Source organism: Micromonospora sp. NBRC 110037, assembly GCF_001652995.1.
Taxonomy (GTDB): Bacteria; Actinomycetota; Actinomycetes; order Mycobacteriales; family Micromonosporaceae; genus Micromonospora; species Micromonospora chalcea.
On record NZ_BBVA01000002.1, the window covers coordinates 2,064,180 to 2,083,832 of the forward strand.

31 protein-coding genes are annotated in these 19,653 nt (G+C 73.0%); 16 read left to right on the forward strand and 15 right to left on the reverse strand.

Annotated elements, in window-relative coordinates; all coding sequences use genetic code 11:
* Positions 1–147 precede the first annotated feature (147 nt).
* Positions 148–1,611: a PepSY domain-containing protein gene (locus tag A4R25_RS08440; protein WP_064446205.1), complete on the forward strand. Its 1,464-nt coding sequence runs from the start codon at positions 148–150 to the stop codon at positions 1,609–1,611.
* A 141-nt stretch (positions 1,612–1,752) separates the two neighbouring features.
* Here A4R25_RS08440 and A4R25_RS08445 read toward each other — a convergent pair whose 3' ends face one another.
* From A4R25_RS08445 to A4R25_RS08455, 3 genes are all read right to left on the reverse strand, one after another.
* Positions 1,753–2,397, reverse strand: coding sequence for an alpha/beta fold hydrolase (locus A4R25_RS08445; RefSeq protein ID WP_064446206.1), 645 nt, complete (start codon positions 2,395–2,397; stop codon positions 1,753–1,755).
* A gap of 39 nt (positions 2,398–2,436) precedes the next feature.
* Entirely contained in the window at positions 2,437–3,411 is a 975-nt protein-coding gene (locus tag A4R25_RS08450; RefSeq protein ID WP_064446207.1) for a DUF1152 domain-containing protein, read from the reverse strand.
* 73 nt (positions 3,412–3,484) lie between these two features.
* Positions 3,485–4,066, reverse strand: coding sequence for a carboxymuconolactone decarboxylase family protein (locus A4R25_RS08455; protein WP_231915453.1), 582 nt, complete (start codon positions 4,064–4,066; stop codon positions 3,485–3,487).
* 62 nt (positions 4,067–4,128) lie between these two features.
* Between A4R25_RS08455 and A4R25_RS08460 the strand changes: the two genes are divergently transcribed.
* Positions 4,129–4,785, forward strand: coding sequence for an HAD family hydrolase (locus A4R25_RS08460; RefSeq protein ID WP_064446208.1), 657 nt, complete (start codon positions 4,129–4,131; stop codon positions 4,783–4,785).
* On the opposite strand, the gene A4R25_RS08465 is transcribed toward A4R25_RS08460, so the two are convergent.
* Positions 4,782–5,447 (reverse strand): NAD(P)-dependent oxidoreductase, encoded by a 666-nt coding sequence (locus A4R25_RS08465; protein WP_064446209.1) that lies wholly within the window; start codon positions 5,445–5,447, stop codon positions 4,782–4,784. The two genes, A4R25_RS08460 and A4R25_RS08465, sit on opposite strands and share 4 nt — an antisense overlap.
* Before the next feature lie 60 nt (positions 5,448–5,507).
* On the opposite strand from A4R25_RS08465, the gene A4R25_RS08470 reads away from it, so the two are divergent.
* The 3 genes from A4R25_RS08470 to A4R25_RS08480 are packed head-to-tail and all read left to right on the forward strand — an operon-like array spanning position 5,508 to position 6,975.
* A complete protein-coding gene (locus A4R25_RS08470; protein ID WP_223201100.1) occupies positions 5,508–5,876 on the forward strand; it encodes a helix-turn-helix domain-containing protein in 369 nt (122 codons plus the stop codon).
* A gap of 53 nt (positions 5,877–5,929) precedes the next feature.
* Positions 5,930–6,340: a hypothetical protein gene (locus A4R25_RS08475; protein WP_043330213.1), complete on the forward strand. Its 411-nt coding sequence runs from the start codon at positions 5,930–5,932 to the stop codon at positions 6,338–6,340.
* A gap of 29 nt (positions 6,341–6,369) precedes the next feature.
* Positions 6,370–6,975 carry a YdeI family protein gene (locus tag A4R25_RS08480; RefSeq protein WP_043324674.1) on the forward strand — a complete coding sequence of 202 codons (606 nt, stop codon included), beginning with the start codon at positions 6,370–6,372 and terminating at the stop codon, positions 6,973–6,975.
* Positions 6,976–6,988: 13 nt separating this feature from the next.
* On the opposite strand, the gene A4R25_RS30490 is transcribed toward A4R25_RS08480, so the two are convergent.
* On the reverse strand, positions 6,989–7,159 hold the full coding sequence (locus A4R25_RS30490; protein WP_231915454.1) for a hypothetical protein: 171 nt from the start codon (positions 7,157–7,159) through the stop codon (positions 6,989–6,991).
* Positions 7,160–7,254: 95 nt separating this feature from the next.
* Between A4R25_RS30490 and A4R25_RS08485 the strand changes: the two genes are divergently transcribed.
* Positions 7,255–7,479: a hypothetical protein gene (locus tag A4R25_RS08485; RefSeq protein ID WP_064446210.1), complete on the forward strand. Its 225-nt coding sequence runs from the start codon at positions 7,255–7,257 to the stop codon at positions 7,477–7,479.
* Between the two features lie 14 nt (positions 7,480–7,493).
* On the opposite strand, the gene A4R25_RS08490 is transcribed toward A4R25_RS08485, so the two are convergent.
* On the reverse strand, positions 7,494–7,958 hold the full coding sequence (locus A4R25_RS08490) for a transposase (protein WP_043324676.1): 465 nt from the start codon (positions 7,956–7,958) through the stop codon (positions 7,494–7,496).
* Positions 7,959–8,071: 113 nt separating this feature from the next.
* Between A4R25_RS08490 and A4R25_RS08495 the strand changes: the two genes are divergently transcribed.
* Genes A4R25_RS08495 through A4R25_RS08505 form a run of 3 tightly spaced genes read left to right on the forward strand, consistent with a single transcriptional unit; the run spans position 8,072 to position 10,187 of the window.
* Positions 8,072–8,848, forward strand: a complete 777-nt coding sequence (locus A4R25_RS08495) for a hypothetical protein (RefSeq protein ID WP_231915455.1) — start codon at positions 8,072–8,074, stop codon at positions 8,846–8,848.
* 19 nt (positions 8,849–8,867) lie between these two features.
* Positions 8,868–9,632 (forward strand): cyclopropane-fatty-acyl-phospholipid synthase family protein, encoded by a 765-nt coding sequence (locus A4R25_RS08500; protein WP_231915456.1) that lies wholly within the window; start codon positions 8,868–8,870, stop codon positions 9,630–9,632.
* A gap of 57 nt (positions 9,633–9,689) precedes the next feature.
* Complete coding sequence (locus A4R25_RS08505) at positions 9,690–10,187, forward strand: YcxB family protein (RefSeq protein ID WP_064446213.1); 498 nt, start codon at positions 9,690–9,692, stop codon at positions 10,185–10,187.
* 84 nt (positions 10,188–10,271) lie between these two features.
* Here A4R25_RS08505 and A4R25_RS08510 read toward each other — a convergent pair whose 3' ends face one another.
* Positions 10,272–11,678, reverse strand: a complete 1,407-nt coding sequence (locus tag A4R25_RS08510) for an alpha/beta hydrolase (protein WP_064446214.1) — start codon at positions 11,676–11,678, stop codon at positions 10,272–10,274.
* A 164-nt stretch (positions 11,679–11,842) separates the two neighbouring features.
* Between A4R25_RS08510 and A4R25_RS08515 the strand changes: the two genes are divergently transcribed.
* Genes A4R25_RS08515 through A4R25_RS31025 form a run of 4 tightly spaced genes read left to right on the forward strand, consistent with a single transcriptional unit; the run spans position 11,843 to position 12,822 of the window.
* Positions 11,843–12,037: a hypothetical protein gene (locus A4R25_RS08515; RefSeq protein WP_064446215.1), complete on the forward strand. Its 195-nt coding sequence runs from the start codon at positions 11,843–11,845 to the stop codon at positions 12,035–12,037.
* A 13-nt stretch (positions 12,038–12,050) separates the two neighbouring features.
* Positions 12,051–12,431 (forward strand): VOC family protein, encoded by a 381-nt coding sequence (locus A4R25_RS08520; RefSeq protein WP_064446216.1) that lies wholly within the window; start codon positions 12,051–12,053, stop codon positions 12,429–12,431.
* Positions 12,428–12,673 (forward strand): hypothetical protein, encoded by a 246-nt coding sequence (locus A4R25_RS08525; protein ID WP_064446217.1) that lies wholly within the window; start codon positions 12,428–12,430, stop codon positions 12,671–12,673. Before A4R25_RS08520 ends, A4R25_RS08525 begins: the two co-directional genes overlap by 4 nt.
* Positions 12,670–12,822 (forward strand): hypothetical protein, encoded by a 153-nt coding sequence (locus tag A4R25_RS31025; RefSeq protein WP_157538993.1) that lies wholly within the window; start codon positions 12,670–12,672, stop codon positions 12,820–12,822. Before A4R25_RS08525 ends, A4R25_RS31025 begins: the two co-directional genes overlap by 4 nt.
* Positions 12,823–12,826: 4 nt before the next feature.
* Here the strand turns inward: A4R25_RS31025 and A4R25_RS08530 are convergent, their stop codons facing one another.
* From A4R25_RS08530 to A4R25_RS08540, 3 genes are all read right to left on the reverse strand, one after another.
* Positions 12,827–13,225, reverse strand: coding sequence for a VOC family protein (locus tag A4R25_RS08530; protein WP_064446218.1), 399 nt, complete (start codon positions 13,223–13,225; stop codon positions 12,827–12,829).
* A gap of 9 nt (positions 13,226–13,234) precedes the next feature.
* Positions 13,235–14,023 carry a hypothetical protein gene (locus A4R25_RS08535; RefSeq protein ID WP_064446219.1) on the reverse strand — a complete coding sequence of 263 codons (789 nt, stop codon included), beginning with the start codon at positions 14,021–14,023 and terminating at the stop codon, positions 13,235–13,237.
* Positions 14,024–14,217: 194 nt separating this feature from the next.
* Positions 14,218–14,754 carry a TetR/AcrR family transcriptional regulator gene (locus A4R25_RS08540; RefSeq protein WP_064446220.1) on the reverse strand — a complete coding sequence of 179 codons (537 nt, stop codon included), beginning with the start codon at positions 14,752–14,754 and terminating at the stop codon, positions 14,218–14,220.
* A 67-nt stretch (positions 14,755–14,821) separates the two neighbouring features.
* On the opposite strand from A4R25_RS08540, the gene A4R25_RS08545 reads away from it, so the two are divergent.
* The gene (locus tag A4R25_RS08545) at positions 14,822–15,226 is read left to right on the forward strand and encodes a nuclear transport factor 2 family protein (protein ID WP_064446221.1); all 405 of its coding nucleotides are present in this window, start codon (positions 14,822–14,824) and stop codon (positions 15,224–15,226) included.
* Positions 15,227–15,246: 20 nt separating this feature from the next.
* Here the strand turns inward: A4R25_RS08545 and A4R25_RS08550 are convergent, their stop codons facing one another.
* The 4 genes from A4R25_RS08550 to A4R25_RS08565 form a co-directional block, all read right to left on the reverse strand.
* Entirely contained in the window at positions 15,247–15,705 is a 459-nt protein-coding gene (locus tag A4R25_RS08550; RefSeq protein ID WP_043324686.1) for a hypothetical protein, read from the reverse strand.
* A gap of 80 nt (positions 15,706–15,785) precedes the next feature.
* The gene (locus A4R25_RS08555; protein ID WP_043324687.1) at positions 15,786–16,154 is read right to left on the reverse strand and encodes a YciI family protein; all 369 of its coding nucleotides are present in this window, start codon (positions 16,152–16,154) and stop codon (positions 15,786–15,788) included.
* 111 nt (positions 16,155–16,265) lie between these two features.
* Entirely contained in the window at positions 16,266–16,964 is a 699-nt protein-coding gene (locus A4R25_RS08560) for a class I SAM-dependent methyltransferase (RefSeq protein WP_043324689.1), read from the reverse strand.
* A complete protein-coding gene (locus A4R25_RS08565; RefSeq protein WP_064446521.1) occupies positions 16,961–17,818 on the reverse strand; it encodes a PhzF family phenazine biosynthesis protein in 858 nt (285 codons plus the stop codon). The genes A4R25_RS08560 and A4R25_RS08565 overlap by 4 nt, the downstream gene beginning before the upstream one ends.
* Positions 17,819–17,890: 72 nt before the next feature.
* On the opposite strand from A4R25_RS08565, the gene A4R25_RS08570 reads away from it, so the two are divergent.
* Positions 17,891–18,358, forward strand: a complete 468-nt coding sequence (locus tag A4R25_RS08570) for an SAM-dependent methyltransferase (RefSeq protein ID WP_064446222.1) — start codon at positions 17,891–17,893, stop codon at positions 18,356–18,358.
* A 15-nt stretch (positions 18,359–18,373) separates the two neighbouring features.
* Here A4R25_RS08570 and A4R25_RS08575 read toward each other — a convergent pair whose 3' ends face one another.
* Positions 18,374–19,171, reverse strand: coding sequence for an SDR family NAD(P)-dependent oxidoreductase (locus tag A4R25_RS08575; protein WP_231915457.1), 798 nt, complete (start codon positions 19,169–19,171; stop codon positions 18,374–18,376).
* Between the two features lie 77 nt (positions 19,172–19,248).
* On the opposite strand from A4R25_RS08575, the gene A4R25_RS08580 reads away from it, so the two are divergent.
* Positions 19,249–19,653 carry a helix-turn-helix domain-containing protein gene (locus tag A4R25_RS08580; RefSeq protein WP_064446223.1) on the forward strand — a complete coding sequence of 135 codons (405 nt, stop codon included), beginning with the start codon at positions 19,249–19,251 and terminating at the stop codon, positions 19,651–19,653.

Here is a 19,653-nt window from a genome sequence, read left to right on the forward strand (position 1 = left end):
CGACAACCCGAAGATCTACGCGGACGAGGGAACTTCCTGACACACCTGACCGACTACTCGATCGGGACACGGCAGCCGGGCAGCCCACGGCTCGACGGGCACGAGCCACCCCGAACCAAAAGCCGATATTTTCGATCGGAGTAGTCGATGTCCGTCACCGAACTGTCCGGCGACCCCGCGCCGGACACCTCCACCGCCGCGCCGGCCGCTCGGCCGGGCCGTCAGCCCACGCCGTTCGCCGCGCTGCTGACCCGGCTTCATTTCTACGCCGGCATCCTGGTTGCCCCGTTCCTGCTGGTCGCCGCCCTGACCGGCCTGGCGTACACCATCACCCCCCAGCTGGACCAGGCCCTCTACGGCGACCGGCTGACCGTGGCCACCGTCGGTGACCAGCCGAAGACCCTCGCCCAACAGGTCACCGCCGCGCGGGCGGCGCACCCCGACGGCACCATCGCCGCCGTGGCACCCGGCACCGGCGACCGGACCACCCAGGTGGTGTTCTCGCTCGAGGAACTCGGCGACAAGCAGCACACCGTCTACGTCGACCCGTACACCGGCGAGGTGACCGGGCGGCTCACCACCTGGTTCGGCTCCACCCCGGCCACCACCTGGCTCGACGACCTGCACCGCAACCTGCATCTCGGCGAGGTCGGGCGGCACTACTCCGAGATCGCCGCCAGCTGGTTGTGGGTTCTCGTTCTCGGCGGGGTAGTCCTGTGGTGGCGCCGCCGCAGCGCCACCCGCGCCCGGACGACACACCTGCTCGTACCGGACCTGACCGCCCGCAAGGGAGTTCGCCGTACCCGGGGCTGGCACGCCACCACCGGTGTCTGGCTCGCGGTCGGCCTGCTGTTCCTCTCCGCCACCGGCTTGACCTGGTCCCGGTACGCCGGCGCGAACTTCAGCACCGGCCTGGACACCCTGCGCGCCGGCACTCCGGAACTCTCCACCACCGTCGACGGCGTGGCCCCGCCCGCGGGCGGCGGTGAGCATCAGCACGGTGGCGCGGCGACCGGCACGGCGGACAATCCGGCGTCCTACGACAATGTGCTGGCCTCCGCGCGCAGCGCCGGACTCTCGGGACCGGTGGAGATCAGCCCCGCCGCGGAGCCCGGCCTGGCCTGGACCGTCGCCCAGGTCGACAACGCCTGGCCGGTCGCGAAGGATCGAATCGCCGTCGAGCCCACCACCGGCGCGGTCACCGCCCGCAGCGACTTCGCCGACTGGCCGCTGCTCGCGCAGCTCAGCAGCCTCGGCATCCAAGCCCACATGGGAATCCTGTTCGGGCCGATCAACCAGATCCTGCTCGCGGCGCTCGCTCTCGGTCTGCTCTGCGTCATCGTCTGGGGCTACCGCATGTGGTGGCAGCGCCGCCCCACCCGCGCCGGCCGTCGCGCCCCGCTCGGCTCACCGCCCGCCCGAGGTGGCCTCCGCGGGCTCCCGTGGTGGGCGCTGCTGCTCGGCGTACCGGTCACCCTGGCACTCGGCTGGGCACTGCCCTGGTTCGGCGTCACCCTGCTCGGCTTCCTCGTCGTCGATCTCGTCCTCGGCCTGCTCGCGCGTCGGCGCCGCCGGCCCCTACCCGTCTCACCCGCGCCGGCCGGCATCTGACCCCGGTGGCTATCCGGCCGTCACCGCCTCGGAGAGACCGGACAGCCGCCGTGAACCCTCAGTCGCGGATCCGCGCGGCGCCTCGCCCCTCCTGATCAGCATGTCGTCGGGAGGGGCCGGACGGATCACGGCGAGGCGGGATCAGGACACCAGGTAGGCGGTCAGTCGGTCGGCGAGCGGGCCCGGGCGGCTGAGCGCTACCGCGTGGCCGCCGTCGATCTCGTCCGGCACCACGCCGAGCCGGTCGGCGGCCACCCGGCGCTGGAAGTCGGCGGGGAAGAACCGGTCGTCGCGGCCGATGAGCACCCTCGTCGGCACGGCCGGCCAGGCGGCGAGCGGCCACGGCTCGTCCCACTCCGCGCTGACCTGCTCCCGGCCGTGCGCGGGCGCCTCGGCGACGATCCCGGCCGGCACGCCGTTGTAGAACTGCTGTTCCTCGCTGAGCCCGTCCGGCTCGCGGTAGCCGGTGTTGCCCCACCAGTCCCCCGGCCTCTCGCCGGGCCGCGGAATCATCGGGGTGAGCAGGACCAGGAGGCGCACCGGCAGCCGGTCGGCGACCAGCGGTGCGGTGAACGCGCCGTACGAGTGCCCGACCACCACGAGGTCGTCCCGGTTGCCGACGGCGTCGATCACCGCCTGGTGGAAGTCGGTGAACCCCGCCGACCGGTCTCCGATCGGCAGCTCCGGCACCACCGCGTCGTGACCCCGGGCGGCCAGCTCGGGAACCAGCAGGTGCCAGTCCCACGCGCTGCCCCCGCCGCCGTGGATGAGCACGAACGTCGTCATGCCCGGACCCTCCCACACCGGTACGACAAGCCGTGACTGTCAGTGCGGATACGCCCGGGGCACGCGGGCGGCCCGCAGCTCGTCGCGGAACGCCTCGATGCGGGTGATGACCTGGCGCCGCCCGATCGTGTTCTCGATCCGGTCGAGGTAGAGACAGCGGGCGGCGAGCCGGGGCAGGTCGACCGAGAAGTAGATCGCCATCAGGGGGTTGACGAACAGGTCGCCGTCGCCGGTGCGCCGACTGAACCGTACGTCTCCGAACGCGCCGCCGGTGGCGGCGGCGATCTGCCCCTGGACGATGCTCGGCCGGTGCGGGGTGGCGGCCTGGGCCTGCGCGACCGCCTCTCGGTAGAGCACCGCCTCACGGCTGGAGCCGGGAATGGACAGCGCGCCGAGGTAGCCGCCCTCCCGGTCGAGGGCGGCCAGGTTCTCCAGCACCTCGACGTGGTTGACGCCGTCGTGCGCGTCGATGCCGAAACCGAGGCTGCTCACCAACCGGATCGGCACGTCCAGCCCGGCCACGGCGGCCAGGCTGGTGATGTCCTCCACCGGGGTGCCCAGGCCGCTCTCGTCGCCGCGCAACAGGATGTCGGTGCCGCCGTCGACGAGCACGATCGCGTCGACGTCGAGCCGGTCGACCAGGTGCCGGTACGCCTCGCGCAGCGTCTGCACGCCCAGCGGCGGGAAGGCGTACACGGTCGACGGCAGGTCCCGGCCCGCCAGCCAGCGGGCCAGGTGCCCCTCCGGGAAGTACCAGTCGGGGCTGAGGGTGTCCGGCCGGATCGCCGCGACGTGCTCGTCCACCCACACCTGCCGGTCGAGCAGTTCCAGCTCCGAGAAGGAGAGGCTGGCCAGGTGCACCCGCTTGCCGGCCTGCCACAGGGCCAGGGCCAGCGGCAGGCCGGCGTAGACGTCGAAGCCGCCACCGGCGCCGGCGATCAGGACGTCGCGCGCCGGAGCCAGTGCGGCGAACAACGGCGGAACGGCCAACGTGTACGCGGCGGTGTCGGTCACCAGATGATGATCTCCGCTCGCGCGCGGGCTCGCTGCCCCGTGGCCGGCCGGTCGAGGGCCGGGACCCGCTCGTTCAGGCCGGGCGGCCGAACGTGACCGCCTCCCGGACCAGCTCCGGCGCGTTCTCCACCAGTTGCACGTCCGGCCGCGCGCCGAGCGCGTCGTTCACTGTGGAGAAGGCGAGCCGGAAAGCGATCAGCGTGGTGGCCTCGAAGATCTCCCGGTCGTTCAGGCCGGCGTCGCGCAGGCGTTGGGTGTCGGCCTCGGTGGTGGCGTTCGGGTCCGTCACGACCCGGCGGGACCAGTCGGCCAGCGCCGTCTCCCGCTCGGACAGGGCCGCCTCGTCGCCGCGCAGAACCGCGGCGGCGGTCTCCTCGTCGCTCATCCCGGCCAGCCGCACGCCCCAGGCCAGCGAGCAGTACGAGTCGCCCCGCGCGGCGGCGGTGGCGGCGACCAGCACCGCCACCTCACGCGCGGACAGCGTGGACGCGGACAGCAGTTCGGCGCGCGTGTTCTGGAACGACATCAGCACGTCGGGTCGCCAGCACCAGACGCGGGTGAGGTTGTTGACGTAGCCGTCGGAGGAGAGGTCGTCCTCGTACGCGGCTTTCGCCGCCGGGCTCTGCGGCGGTTCGGGGAGGAAGGCGGCGCTCATGCGGGCAGTCTGCGCCACCCGGGCGCCCCCCACTGGCTGATCAACGACAGTACGATCCGCTGATGATCCGGGCGGTCTTCTTCGACGTGGGCGGGACGATCCTCGACGAGACGCGCGAGTTCGCGACGTGGGCGGACTGGCTGGGCGTGCCCCGGCACACGTTCTCCGCGGTCTTCGGCGCGGTGATCGCCCGAGGGCTGGACTACCAGGAGGTGTTCCGGGCGTTCCGGCCGGACTTCGACCTCACCGCCGAACTCGCCCGCCGGGTCGCGGCCGGTGACCCGGAGTCGTTCGGCGAGGAGGATCTGTACCCGGACGCGCGGGCGTGCCTGACCGCCCTGAAGGACCAGGGTCTGCGCGTCGGCCTGGCCGGCAACCAGCCGGAGCACGCCGAGGCGACGCTGCGGACGCTGGACCTGCCGGTGGACGTGATCGGCACGTCGGCGGCCTGGGGCGTGTCGAAGCCCGCGCCGGAGTTCTTCGACCGGGTGGTCCGCGAGAGCGGCGGCGACGCGGCGGCGATCCTGTACGTCGGTGACCGGCCGGACAACGACGCCGCGCCCGCGATGGCCGCCGGCATGTCGGCGTGCCTGATCCGGCGCGGACCGTGGGGGCACATCCTCGACATGCCGGACGTGGCCGACCGGTGCCTGTTCCGCATCGACTCGCTGCACGAGCTGCCGGACCTGGTGGCGCGGCACAATGCGGCGGGCGGCTAGGCCGGGGCGTCACCGGTCACGGAGACCCGCGTCCGATGGTGGCGCGGCGACTCGATCTCGTCGACCACCGCCACCGCCAGATCGGCGTACGACAGGGGCGCCGACGCCGGGGCGCGCTCGCCGCCGAGGCGGTACCGGCCGGTGCGGGTACCGGCCACGTCCAGCGCGGCGGGTGGGGTGAGCACCAGCCAGTCGACTGTGGTGTCCGCCGCGCGGAGCCGGTCCAGGCCGGCGGCGTGGCTGAGCGCGAACGGCCGCAGCTCGGCGGGCAGCACGGCCGGGTCGTCGTAGAGGGGCCGGCCGTGCGCGTCGATCAGGGTGGCGAACAGGCCGATCGCCACGAGCCGGGGCACGTCCGCGCGGGCCAGGCCGTGCAGCAGCGCGTCGGCTGCCCGGACGAAGAACTCCGGATCGAGGCCGGCGGCGGCGAGCGCGTCCGGCCCGGAGGCCGGGCTGACCGCGTGGACGACGGCGTCGTGCCCGTATCCGATCGAGGTGACGGCCTCCGGGTCGGTGACGTCGCCGCGTACCGCGGAGGTGAGGTCGGGATGGCGGGCGGGGTCACGGACGACGGCGGTGACGCGGTGGCCGCGGCGGTGGGCCTCGGCGGTGACGGCGCGGCCGGCCCGGCCGCCCGCGCCGAAGACGGCGATGCTGGTCATGGCGCGACGGTAGGACGCGGGGTGCCGGTTACCGCAACGGTACCGGGTTACGCTCGGGCGGTGACGCCGCTCGATCCGGACATGTTCCACCCCGCCTGTCCGTCGCGGATGATGCCGTTGCAGATCGGCGACAAGTGGACCGCGATGGTGGTGCTGTGCCTGGAGCACGGGCCGCGCCGGTTCACCGAGTTGCGGGCGCCGCTGCGCACGATCACGCCGAAGGTGCTGGCCGAGACGTTGCGGGCGATGGAACGCGACGGGCTGGTCACGCGGACCGCCTACGACGAGAACCCGCCGCGCGTGGAGTACGCGCTGACGCCGCTGGGGCGAAGCCTGCTGACGCTGGTCGCGGCCGCCCGGTCGTGGAGCGAGGCGCACCTGGACGAGTTGCTGGCGGCCCGCCGGTCGCACGATTCGCGGACGTCGTGACGGCGCCGGCCGGCACCGGGCGTGGCGGACTGCGGAGGTTCGTTGCGAACGTGATGACGAACGTGCTCGCGAACCTCATCGCGGCGGCGATCATCTACGTGCTCGCCGCGGCCGCCGGGCTGCTCCCCCGCGACCCGGCGCTGATCCTCGCGGCGTTGTTACTCGTCGGCCTCGCCGCTGCCATGATCCTGATCTTCCTGATCAGTACGAACGCCTTCGCCGACAAGGAGGACATCCTCGGCGGGTGGATGGCGATCTCCCTCGGTGCGCCGATCCTGACCGCGGCCGTGGCGTACGCGTTCCGTGAGGGCGATCCGGCGGCGGGGGTCGCGGGCGGGCTGATGGGCGCGGGGCTCACCGGCGCAGGCGTGGCTTTGCTGGTGGCCGGACGGCGGCTGCGGCGGGCGGCCGATCCGTCGCCCGACGGCGAGCAGCAGGCGGCTGAGCCGCACGCCCGGCCTTAGCGTCGTACCCGTGGCATAGCCTTCCGGCCATGGGAACCGCCGAGCTGGACGAGCTGATCGTGCCCGACGCGGAGGCGCTGCGCGCGTGGTTGTCCGCCCACCACGACACGTCGCCCGGCGTCTGGCTCGCCCTGACCCGCAAGGGCGGCACGCTCACCACACTGACCTGGCAGCAGGCGGTCGACGAGGCGTTGTGCTTCGGCTGGATCGACGGGCAGGCCCGCAAGCGTGACCACGAGAGCTCCTGGATCCGGTTCACCCCGCGCCGGGCCCGCAGCTCCTGGTCGCAGCGCAACGTCGCGCACGTGGCCCGGCTGGAGGAGCAGGGGCGGATGACACCCGCCGGCCGCGCGGCGGTGGAGGCCGCGAAGGCGGACGGCCGGTGGGCCGCGGCGTACGCTCCTCCGTCGGAGGCCGAGCTGCCGGCCGACCTGCTCGCCGCCGTCGCCGCCGAGCCCGCCGCCCAAGCCATGCTCGACGTCCTCACCAGCGCCAACAGGTTCGCGCTCATCCACCGGCTGAACGCGGTCAAGCGCGCGGAGACCCGGGAACGCAAGATCGGTGAGTTCGTCGCCATGCTGGCCCGCCACGAGACGTTCCACCCGCAGAAGGCGAAGCCGCCGGCCACGCCGTGACCCGCGTCCCGGCTCACGAGTGGTCCCGGACGAACGCGCGCAGGAGCGCGGCGCACTCGGCCGCGTGGGTCTCCACCAGCAGGTGGCCGCCGTTGAAGAGGTGCGCGTCCATCCGGTCCAGCGCGCGATGCTGCGCGAGCACCTCGTCCACGTCGAAGTAGGCGTCGTGCCGGTCCCACAGCACGAGCGCCGGGGGTTGGTGGGCGCTGTGGTACTCGGCGACCGGCGGGTCTGACCGGGCGTACGCTCGAACGAGCCGACGGTGGGAGGTCGCCCGCGATGATCCCGTTGCTGATCCTGCTCGGGCTTCTCCTCGGACGCTGGTGGCGGTTGTCGCTCGTCGCCGCCGCGCTGGGCTGGCCGGTCCTGCTGGTCGCGACCGGCGTGACGGACGTCGGCGCGGGGCTGCTCGGCGCGGCCGTGCTCGCCGCCGCGAACACCGGTGCCGGCGTGCTGCTCCATCAGGGGGCCCGCCTGGCGATCCGCAGGCTTCGGGCGTCCTGAGCCGGGCACCGGCGCTACACGGCGCCGCCGGTGTTGCGGATCATCCGCCGGAGCACCTTGAGGGTGGTGACGTAGTCGGCGTCGTCGACGCCGTCGTGGATGCGGGCCCGGATCCCCGGCGCGTGCTGCTTGAGGCGGAGCCGGGCGTCCTCCCCCGCCTCGGTGATCCGTAGCCGGCCGTCCGCGTCGCGGGTCAGCCAGCCGCGTTCCCGGAGCACCTCCGCCTCGGCGTCCAGGTCGTCCTCGGCCCGTAGATACGAGCGCATCGCGTGTCGCAGTTCGGGGACGGTCAGTCCGCCGCCGCCGGGCAGGAGGTCGTTCGGGGACAGGTTGCGCAGCAGCCAGAACTGGGGCTGGGTGAAGCCGTGCGTGGCGTGCTGGGCGCGGGTGAAGGCGATGAGCGACTCGTACGCGACGCCCGTCCAGTAGGCGGCCGGCTGGCCAGCGAGTTCGGCGTCGGACAGGTGCTGTGTGGTCATGATGCTCTACCTCCGGCGGTGGTCGGGTGAGCACGACGCTAGGACCTCAACCACGCTTCAGATCAAGCCGCGAGGGACATCGCGTTCCGGTCGGCCCGGGCATGATGAGGCGCATGCGGGTAGCGATGGCGACCGACGCGGGACATCCGGGCCGTACCAATGAGGATTTCGCCGGCGCCGTCCCCTGCGGCCTGGTCCTGGTCGACGGCGCGGGCGGCATCACCGGCGCGGACGAGGTCTGCCGTCACGGCATCGCCTGGTACGCGACCCGGCTCGGCGGCGCGCTGCTCGGCGCGCTGGCGCAGGAGCGGAGCCTGCGCGACGTGCTGGCCGAGGGCATCGAGCGGGTCACCGACCAGCACCGTGACACCTGCGACGTCGCCCACCCGATCAGCCCGTTCGCCGCGGTGGCGATGCTGCGGTTCTCCGGCGGGACTGTCGAGCACCTGGTCCTCGGTGACGCGGTCGCGCTGGTCGGCCGGGCGGCCGGTGATCCCGTCGTCGCCCACGATCCGCGTGAGGTGGTGATCGCCCGCGCCTTCGAGGAGCGGCTGAAGGACGTGCCGGAGGGCGGCGACGAGTACCGGCGGCTGCTGATGGAGCTGCGGTCCCGCCGCAACAGCCCCGGCGGCTTCTGGGTCGCCAAGGACGATCCGGCGGTGGTGGCCGAGGCGGTCACCGGCGAGTGCCCGGCCCACGACGTGACCGGCGCGGCGCTGCTCAGCAACGGCGCGAGCCGTCTCGTGGACACGTTCGGCCTGACCGACTGGCCGGGGCTGTTGCGCCTGCTGGAGACCGCCGGCCCGGCCGAGGTCATCGCCCGGGTTCGGGCGGCGGAGGCAACCGGGGGCGTCGCCACCGACGACGCGACGATCATCTGCCGCGCCTGACCGGCACGACAATCCGGCTGTGCTCGTGTTGACTGCGGCGATGGACCGTCAACGGCTCAGCAGCATCGCGCACTCGCACCACCCGATCGCGGCGCCGCTCTCCGGCGTCAACGTCAACCGGCTGCTGCGCCGGGCCGGTCGCCGGCCGGCGGCCCGGATCCTCGACCTGGGCTGCGGGGAGGCCGCCTGGGCGTTACAGGCCCTCGCGCACCACCCGGACGGGCACGCCGACGGCGTGGACCTCAACCCGTACGCGCTGGAACGCGCCACGGAGGCCGCCGCCGTGCGCGGCCTCGCCGACCGGCTCACGCTGCACGAGCGCGACGCCCGGTCGTACGTGCCGGACGGCGACTACGACCTGGTGCTCTGTGTCGGGTCGACGCACGCGTTCGGCGGGTTCGGCGAGACGCTGGAACTGGCCGGGCGGCACGTGAACGCCGACGGCGTCCTGATGGTGGGCGAGGGATTCTGGCAGGTGCCGCCGACGCCGCAGGCGCTGGCGGCGCTGGGCGCGAAACCCGACGACCACACCGACCTCGCCGGTCTGGTCGCGGCCGCCGAGCAGGCCGGCTGGACCCCGGTGTACGCGCACGTCAGCGACGCCGCCGAGTGGGACGACTACGAGTGGTCGTGGACCGGTTCGCTGACCGAGTGGGCGCTGGACAACCCGGGTCATCCGGATGCCGCCGGCGCGCTGGCCGCCGCCCGGGAGCACCGCGACCAGTGGCTGCGCGGATACCGCGGCGTGCTGGGGTTCGTGACGCTGGTGCTGCGCCGGATCTGACCGGCCGCCGCTGCGGGTCCGGCCCGGGACAGGCGGGCGGGGCACTATCGTTCGGGCGTGCAGATCCGTTTCGCCGTACCGGCCGACCCCGCCTATCCGGCCCGCGTGGCCGCCGCGCTGGCCGCCGCCCGGCTGCGCCGCTTCGGCTACATCGGCGCGGTCCTCGCCGCGATCGGGGTGATCGGCTGGGTCGCTTCGCAGGCCTCGGAGCGGGGTGGCCGCTTCGCGTCGCTGTGGACCGCGTTGATCGTGGCCGGCGTGCTGTCGATGCTGTACGCGCCGTGGGTGCGGTGGCGGGCCCGGCGCCGCTCCGGCGGCTACGCGGTCGAGGGCGGCTACGACATCGACGACCGCAACATCATGATGCGCAGCGGTTCGGAGTCCGGCGGCATCGCCTGGGACGGCGTCGAGCGGGTCACCGAGACCCCGGATTTCTGGATCGTGTACGTGGGACGGATGCCGGCCACGGTGATCCCCCGGTGGCTGATGTCCGCCGAGGACGCCGGGACGCTGCGCGCCTTCATGGCCGGACGCGGACTGCTCGGCGACCGTTGACGAGGTTCTGATCGGCTGTACGTGTTGCGTCGCCGGCCTGTCCGGCGGTCGCGTCAACCTGCCGCACCGGCGGACCCGCAGCGGTCAGCTCGCCGAGCATCGTGTGCCCGGGGCGGGCACGGTCAGGTCGACGAGGTACCGGTCCACCACCGCAGTCGTGCAGTCGGTGCGCTGGTAGGTGCCGTGGCCCCAGCCCTCGTAGGTGACCAGGCGTCCGTGCCGGCCGAGTTGCCGGGCGACGTTCACGGCCCAGGCGTAGCCGGTCCGGGGATCGTGCCGGGCGTTGAGCAGCAGCAGCGGCGTGCGGGTGTGCACGTTCAGCTCGTGCGGCGGGTTGCGGACCGGGGACGGCCAGCCCAGGCACGTCTGCACGGCCAGCAGGCCGGCGCCGTACCGGACGTCCGGGGCGACGGCCCGGGCGTCCCGGACCACGCCGGCGTACGCGGCGTAGTCGCTTACCTGCGCCGGCCAGTCCGCGCAGAACGCCGCGACGGAGACCGGGAGATTCACCTGCGGTGGCGGCGTACCGGCGGCCATGTCCCGCACGATCACCGCGAGTTGCGGCCAACGCGGACCGGCGAGCAGGCCGAGCGCCACAGCGGTGACGTCGAAGGCGGTACGGGGGGCGTACTCGCCCCGGTCCGCGCGGGCCAGCGCCTGCGCCCAGACCGCCCGCACGTCGCGTGCGTGGAGCACGCACTCCGGCGACCTGTCGCACCAGGACACGAACTCGTCGAACGAGTCCTGCAACGCGGCGGCCTGCGTCCGCACGAAGGAGCGCACGTCGAGGCTGTGGTCGAACACGCCCTCCAGCACGACAGCCCGCACGCGGCCGGGGTACCGCTCGGCGTACTGCTGGCCCAGCAGCGTGCCGTACGAGCTGCCGTGGAAGGACAGCTGCCGCTCCCCCAGCGCCCGCCGCAACGCGTCGAGGTCACGGACGGTGCTGAGCGTGTCGGCGTGGTCGAACACCGGGCTGGTCGGACGGCACCTGCGCCACAGCGCCTGGTTGTAGGCCACCGCGGCGTCGAAGTCGGCCTGACCGGTCAGCGGGACGGCCGGCTTGCGCAGCGCCGGATCCGGGGCGCAGACCGGCGCGGCGGTGCGGGCGACCGTACGCGGGTCGAAACTGACCAGGTCGAACCGGTCCAGCAACTCGTCGCTGAACCGGTCGCCCTTGCGGATCCGTTCCACTCCCGAGTCGCCGGGGCCTCCCGGCCCGAACACCAGCGTGCCCACCCGCTGCTCCGGCAGGCGCGCGGACCGGCGTGCCACGGCGAGGTCGACCGTCGGACCGTGCGGCCGGGCCCAGTCCACCGGCACCCGCAGCCGGGCGCACCGCACGCGTTCATCCGGCGGGACGTCCGGCAGGTCGTCGGCGCACTCGCTCCACACGAGCCGCTGCGGCGGAAGCCCGGCGCGCGCCGCGCCGGGCAGTCCCGCCAGGACGGTGAGCGCGGCCAGAGCGACGGCCACGGTACGTCGGAACACGGCACCTCCCGGTGTCTTGGATGCCTGTCGATTCTTCAGCGGCGTCCCACCCGAGTCCCATACGGAAACGCCCCGATATGCCCGTCGGGTCTTTCCCCCATTCCGTCCCTGACGGGCCGAAGGACGGGCAGGCGAGCCGCACCGTGGCGGTCTAGCATCGGGCGATGACGTCGTCCCTGGACCGCCTGCCGAAGATCAGCGCGCCGGCCACGCGGGCGCTGACCGCGGCCGGCTACACCACGCTGCGCCGGCTCGCCGGTGTACCGCGCGCGGAGCTGGCCCGCCTGCACGGCATGGGACCGAAGGCGCTGGGCGTCGTCGAGGCCGCCCTCGCCGAGCACGACCTGCGGCTGAGCTGACGAGGCGATCGCGATGCCGCTCGGCAGGCTCCACCACCTGATCGTCGACTGCCCGGATCCGATGACCGAGGCACGCTTCTGGAGCGCGGTCCTCGGCGACCCGATCACGTACGCGGACGACGACTTCGCCGTGGTGTCGGCCGGTACGGCGGCGTCCGGGCTGGCGTTCCAACGCGCCCCCGAGCTGACGCCGCCGACGTGGCCGGAGCCGGAAGTGCCGCAGCAGATGCACCTCGACGTGATGGTCGACGACCAGGAGGCGGTGGGTACGGCGGTGCTCGCGCTGGGCGCGCGGCGGCTGGCGGGCGACCACGTGTACGCCGACCCGGCCGGTCACCCGTTCTGCCTGATCCGGCGCCCGACCTGGGCGCCGCCGGTCGGCGGGCTCGCGTGACCGACGACCGACGCGTACGCCGGGTCCGCCCATACCACTGGGGTGCCGTCTACCTCAGCGACGCCCTCTGCGAGACCGACTTCGACATCGACTTCCACGCCGGGGACGCGCCGGTGTTCGCCACGACGCACCACGTCGCGGTCGTGGTCGCCTCCGCCGCCGTGGCGGACGAGGGAGAGGCAGATGTCACCCTCGACATCCGGGTGACGTCGCAGCGCGTCACGGGCACCCGCACGAGGTGACACTGGACGTCCCGTCCGGACGGCTCTACGTCGGCGACGCCGACGACAACGACGAGATCGAGTTGGCGCCGGGCCGCTGGCTGCTGCAGTTCGCCGTGGACGACGCGACGGAGGCCCGGCACGTCGAGCTGGTGGTGTCACCGCTCTGACCGGTCACGGCCTCTCCTGGTAGGAGATGAACTCCAGCAGGCTTCCGTCCGGGTCGCGGAAGTAGACACTCGTCCCGGCGCCACCGGCGCCGGCCCGCCGGACCGGTCCGGTCTCCACCTCGACGTCGTGCCGCCGCAGATGCGCCACCGCCTCCTCGATCGGCCCGGCCCAGACGAAACAGATGTCGCTGTTGCCCGGACGGACGGGAATCCGGGCCACGTTGCCGCCGAGGTCGAGACCCGGCCCGTGCACGCTCAACCGGTGGGGGCCGATCCGGAAGGCGACGCGGTCGCCGCCGACGCCGATCACCTCGGCGCCGACGACGTCGCGATAGAAGTCGGTGGCGGCCCGCCAGTCGGACACGGCGATGACGACGTGGTCCAGTCCGGTCACGGGCGCCATGCGATCACCCTACGGACCGGACGGCGTCCCCTCCCCCGGATCCGCCGAGACCGCCACCGGCGGGCCCGCCTTCAGGTGCCGGGCGAAGAACCGGTTCGCGGCGTCCCCCTCGAACCACGGCACGCCGGTGTGCCCGCCCATGTTGGCGTGCAGCGTCTTCTCCGACGAGCCGAAGGCGTCGAACAGGTCCAGTGCCATCCGCCGGTCGTTGCCCTCGTCGTCCCACTGCAACAGGACGTGCAGCGGAATGGTGACCCGCCGGGCCTCCTCGATGATGGCGCGCGGCACGAAGCTTCCGGCGAACAGGAGCGCGGCCACGATGCGCGGTTCGACCACCGCCAGCCGTACGCCGATCGAGATCACCCCGCCGGCGTACCCGACCGGGCCGCCGACCTCGGGCAGCGCGAGGAGTGCGTCCAGCGCGGCCCGGCACTCCGGTACCGCCTCCTCCACCAGCGGCAGGACGAGCCGGTCGACCACCTCGTCGGCGACCCGCTCGCCGGCTGCCAGCGCCCGGCGCAGGTCGGCGCGGGCCCGCTCGGCGGCGGCGGACGCGGGCCGGTCGCCACCGCCGGGCAGTTCGATGGTGGCGGCGGCGAAGCCCTGTTCGACGCAGCCCTGCGCCCGGGCCGCCAGGCGGGGATACATCCGGCGCAGTCCGCCGGGGTGGCCGAGCAGGATCAGCGGGGCCGGCGCCGACGTGGAGGCGGGCGTCCACAGGATGCCCGGGATCTCGCCGAGGGTGAACTCGCGTTCGCGGACGCCGTCGGCGAGGCGCTGTTCGGAGGTGAAGCGCATGGTCGTGCCTTTCGGGAGTGCGACGGCGCTCCCGGACGACCTATCGCCCGGCCGTGACCCCCGAGGGGAGCACCCATGTCGATACTGCGGTCACGGGTACCACCTCCCTCGTTCTCCGGCACGGCCACCGGCAAGGTAACAGCGCTCGCCGGGCGGGCCAACCGGTTTATCGCGGCGTGATCCGCGCCGGACCGTCAGCCGCGCTCGAAGCCGGCGAAGACGACCGCCAGCGTCCGGGCTTGCAGGTGCTCGTCCCATCCGCCGTGCAGCGCGCCCTGGCACATGCCGGTGAGCAGCGCCATCACCTCGGGGAGCCGCACCGAGTCGGCGACGGTTCCGTCGGCCCGGGCCTGTTCCAGCAGCCTGCCCACCGCCTCCTCCAGGTGACCTACCGCTTCCGGAAGCCGGATGTCCACCCCGGATCCGGCGAGCAGTTCGACTGCCGTCTTCTTCGCGGCGGCCTGTGCCACCGTGTGTCTGAAGAACCCGAAGAGGTCGTGTCGTCCCGCCTCCTCGGCGAGCTGCGCGAGCAGTCGCTTCATGAGCGCGGCGAGCAGGTCCTCCTTGGTGGGGAAATGACGGAAGACCGTGCCGATGGCGACGCCGGCCCGGCGGGCCACCTCCTCGGTGGAGGCCCGGGCGCCGAACTCGGCGAAGACCGCCTCGGCGGCGTCCAGGATGCGTACCCGGTTGCGTTGCGCGTCGGCGCGCAGGGGCGGACCCTCTACCAAAGTGAGTCTCCACTCATTATTCTCGGAGCCACAAGTCGAGTCATGACTCATTATCGCGGAGGCCGACGTGACACCACAGCAGATCTTCGAGAGCATGCGCGCCAGGTGGCTGGCGAACCTGCCCACCTTCGAGGCGGATTCGCTGGCCGACGACGTGGTGATCGAGACGCCCTTCGCCGCGCCCGGCCACCCGACCCGCACCGAGGGGAAGCAGTCCGTTCTCGAGTACACGCGAGCGGGCCGGGCGTCCTTCCCGGTGCGGTTCGACGAGTGCCGCGGCGTGGTCGTACACGAGACCGCCGATCCCGAGGTGATCGTGGTCGAGTACGAGCTCGTCGGCACGCACACGGTGACCGGGGTGACCGCGTCCGCGCCGTTCATCGGGGTGTTGCGGACCCGGGACGGCAAGCTGGCCCACTGGCGCGAATATCAGCACACACTCGCCATCGCCGGGGCCGCCGGCCCGGCATGAGCCGGCATCAGCGCCGCGGCTCAGGTGGTCGGTGTCGGCGACGGGGCGAACGGCCACGGCTGCGGCCCGAACAGCGCCGTACACGCGGACAGGAGCCCGCGCTGCGCCTCGGCCATACGCGCGTCGACCGGGCCGGTGTCCTCGTTCGGGTCGTTGCGGACGAACATGTCCCCGGATTCCTTCGCCGCCACCGCCAGCCGTTCGCCGGCGTCCCGGACGCCCGGGTCGGCCGCCTTGCGGGCACGCATGGCGATCGGCGAGTTCGAGGTGAAGCGGACGTCCTGCTGCTCGACCACCCGGGCCACCATGTTGCACGCACCGGCCGCGACCTTGTCCGCGGGCGCGGTCGAGCCGGCCTGAGGAGCGGCCGAGGCCGACGCGGACGACGACGGGGTGGCGGACGTCGACGGCGTGGGTTCCGAGGGCGCACACGCGGAGACGACGAACAGCAGGGAGAGCGCGGCGAGTTCACGTTTCATCGCACGAGGCTAGCGATCATGGTAGGCATGGCCTCCGTCCGGGTGCCCCGCCCACCGTCGTCGCGTCGACATCGGACCGGTCAGCGGCCCGCCGCGCGGAGCATCGCCTCCGTCTCGGGGTCGGGCATGACCTCCCGGACCTCCTGGGCGCAGCGGCACGAGACGGCGATCTTGGCGGCCCACTTCAGCGCCTCGTCGCGTGAGGCCACGTCGAGGACCACGAACCCGCCGATGACCTCCTTGGTCTCCGGGAACGGCCCGTCGGTGACCACCCCGTCCGTGTCCACGATGCTGGCCTGCTGGCGTTCGAGCCCGGTGCCGTACACGAACACGCCAGCGTTCACGGCCTCCTGGATGACCGCGTGCGCGTCCTTGCCCACCTGGGGGATCTCCTCCGCGGGGATGTGGTCCATCGCGCCGTCGTTGAATGAGATCAGGTACCGCGGCATGCCATGACTCCCTTGTCCGGGCGGCCGGTCCGGCCGCCTCTCACCCGTCCTACGAACGAGCCGACCCGGATCCGACGTTATACGCCGCTCGACGTTATGCGCCGCTCGGATTCAGTGCGCTTCGAGAACGAAGAAGATGAAGCAGAGGAAGGCCGTACGGCCGTCGAGTTCCGGGGGCAGCAGCTCGCGCGGCGTGTCGGGCGAGAACGGCGGTTCGCTGATCACCGAGAGCCGGAAACCCGCGTCGGTGAACGCCGCCGTCATCGCGTGCAGCGGCCGGTGCCAGTAGGTGAGCGTGGCGCGCTGCCCGTCGAAGTCGTACTCCTCTGACCAGCTCGCGACGGCGAAGTAGTCGGCGTCCGGGAACGCCACCTCGTACCCGATCGGATGGTTCACCGACACCAGGAGCCGGCCGCCGGGACGCAGCACACGGCGCAGCTCGGCCAACGGCGCGGTCCAGTCCTCCAAGTAGTGCAGCACCAGCGACACGATCACGTCGTCGAACGCGCCGTCGGCGAGCGGCAGCGGCGCGCCCAGGTCGGCCACCAGCAGCGTCGCGTCCCCGCCGAGCCGCTCGCGGGCCAGCTCCACCATCGCCGGGCTGCCGTCGAAGCCGGTCACGACGGCCCCGCGCGCGGCGAGCGCCTCGGACAGCGGGGCGGTGCCACAGCCCGCGTCGAGGATCCGCCGGCCCCGCACGTCCCCGGCGAGTTCCAGCATCGCGGGCCGCTCGTAGTAGGCGTTGAACAGGCTGGACTCGTTCTCCGCGGCGTACCGCTCGGCGAAGCCGTCGTAGTGGTCCGGCCTCACCGGGCCGCCTCAGCGGGTGGAATGGGCACGGCGGTGCCGGTCACCGCGATCCCGGCGCCGGGATCGGCGGGGATGCCGACGGTGAGCAGGCTCGGGCGGCCCATGTCCTCGCCCTGCCGCACGGTGACTGTGGCGGGCGGCCGCACCAGGCCCATCTCGCGCAGGTAACCGCCGAACGCGGCGGCCGCCGCGCCGGTCGCGGCATCCTCGACCACGCCGCCGGGCGGGAACGGATTGCGCGCGTGGAACACCAGCGGGGACTCGCGATGCACCAGGTCGATCGTCGTCCAGTCCCGCTCGGCCATGAGCGCGCTCAGCGCCGCCATGTCGTAGTCCAGGTCCGCCAGGCGCTGCCGGGTCGCGGCGGCCACGATCGGATGCCAGGCCCCGGCGTACGCGACACGCGGCGGCAGCGTCGCGTCGAGATCGTCCGGCGACCAGCGCAACGCGGCGAGCAGCGCCGCCAGGTCGTCCGCGCCCAGCGGTACGGTGCGCGGCGCGACGCTGGTGAGCGTGGCGGTGGTGGTGCCGTCGGCCTGCGCGCTCGTGGCGACCTCGACCAGTCCGGCGCGGGTGTCCAGGTGCAGCGCGCCGGGGCCGTGCCGCTCGGCGAACGCGACCGCGGACGCGATCGTCGCGTGCCCGCAGAACGGCACTTCCGCCTTCGGGCTGAAGTAGCGCACCGTGAACCGCCCGCCCTCGCCGGGCAGGAGGAACGCCGTCTCGGAGTAGCCGACCTGCGCCGCCACCTGCTGCATCTCCGCGTCATCCACCCCGGTGGCGTCGAGCACGACACCGGCCGGGTTGCCGCCGGCCGGGTCGGCGGTGAACGCCGCGTATCGGAGAACGTCCATGATCATGAACCTAGCGCCGGTGGCCCGGCTCGTGGGCCCCCGTGACGAGCCACGCGGAACTACTCTCCGGGCATGCCCAGCTTCGAGATCACCCCCATCGGCACGGTCCGCAACGACCGGACGGACATCCAGCACAGCGACAACTGGGGCGCCGTCCGCAGCACGATCGTCGTCGACGAGCGCTTCGGCGAGGCGTGCCTGCAGGGCCTGGAGGAGTTCTCGCACGTGGAGGTCGTGTTCGTCTTCGACCGGTTCCCGGACGGCGGCGACCACCGCGAGCCCCGTCCCTACCGGGGCCGGGCCGACCTGCCGCCGATGGGCGTGTTCGCCGGCCGTGGTCCCCGTCGGCCGAACCGGATCGGCGTGACGTGCTGCCGCATCGAGTCGGTCCACGGCCGGGAACTGACGGTGGTGGGCCTCGACGCGGTGTCCGGCACGCCGGTCATCGACCTGAAGCCGGTGCTGGTGGAGTTCGTCCCCACGAACGTCCGGCAGCCGGAGTGGGTCAGCAGCATGATGTCCGACTACTTCCGGCCGTAGCGTCGGCGCGGCGCCTCACCGCAGCAGCCTCTCCGTGAGGTCCATCAACCGCTCGGCGTCATGAGGGTCGAGGGTCGGGAAACCGGGCGGAAGTTGCTTCCCCCGGTCGACGGCGGTCACCGGCGCGGTCGGCGGCGCGTCCAGGAACCGGTGAATCGGCGCCACCGCGTCCGCGACGGACCGGGCGGCGACCGCCGCCGCCACCGCGAGCAGCCCCCTTACCACGAACGGGAGCGCGCTACGGTCACCGCTCCTGGTGAACCCGGGATGGTAGAGCACGTATCGGGCGCGGCTGCCGGACCGCTGGGCGAAGCCCACGCCGAGCAGGTCGTTGGCCCGCCCGGCCTGCAACTGGGCGGCGACGGCCGAGTAGCCCTCCCCCATCTGCGGATCGGCCCAGCGCACCTCGCCTCTCGTGACCCCGACACCGGCGACGTTCACGATCACCGGCGCGACCGCCCGGTCCAGGGCCGGACGCAGACCGAAACTGAGCAGGTAGCGACTGACGTAGTAGAGCGCGAACGTACGCTCCAGTCCCTCCACCGTCTCGACGCGACGCGGCGCCACCGCGTTGGCGAACAGCGTCAACGCGTCCACGACCTGGTGCTCGCCGAGGATGTGCTCGATGACCTGCCGCGTCTCGGCCGTGCTGGACAGGTCGACGGGAAGGAAGGCGATCAGGCCGCCGGCCATCGCCTCGCCACGTGCACGGTTGCGGCCGAGCACCAGGACGCGGTCGCCACGTTCGGCCCGCCCCAGGGCGAACGCACGCCCCATTCCGTTCGTGCCGCCACTGACCACCACGACGCCCACGTCGCCCCCTTATCGTGTGCTCATCGACCTGCCCCATCCTGGGCAGCAGGCCGGCGGAGGCGAAAGAAGGCACTTTCATGTCCACAGGTGACACCGATGTGAGTGCCTCGCTGCTCGATCATCGGCTGCCGGTGCCGGTTCCGGCCGGCGAGTACGACCGCTGTCCGGTCACCGACCTGCTGCGGCGGGTGAGCGACAAGTGGACGCTGTTGCTGATCACCCTGCTCGGCCGGCATCCGCACCGGTTCAACGAGTTGCACCGCGCCGTGGAGGGCATCAGCCCGCGCATGCTCAGCCGGACACTGCGTGCGCTGGAAAGCGACGGCCTGGTCGAGCGTGAGGTGTTTCCGACGGTGCCGCCGGGCGTCGAGTACCGGCTGACGCCACTCGGTGTCAGCCTGCTGGAGCCGCTTTCCGCGCTGGCCGACTGGGCGGTCGCTCACCACGCCGAGATCGTCGCGGTTCGTCAGCGACCCGCCTGA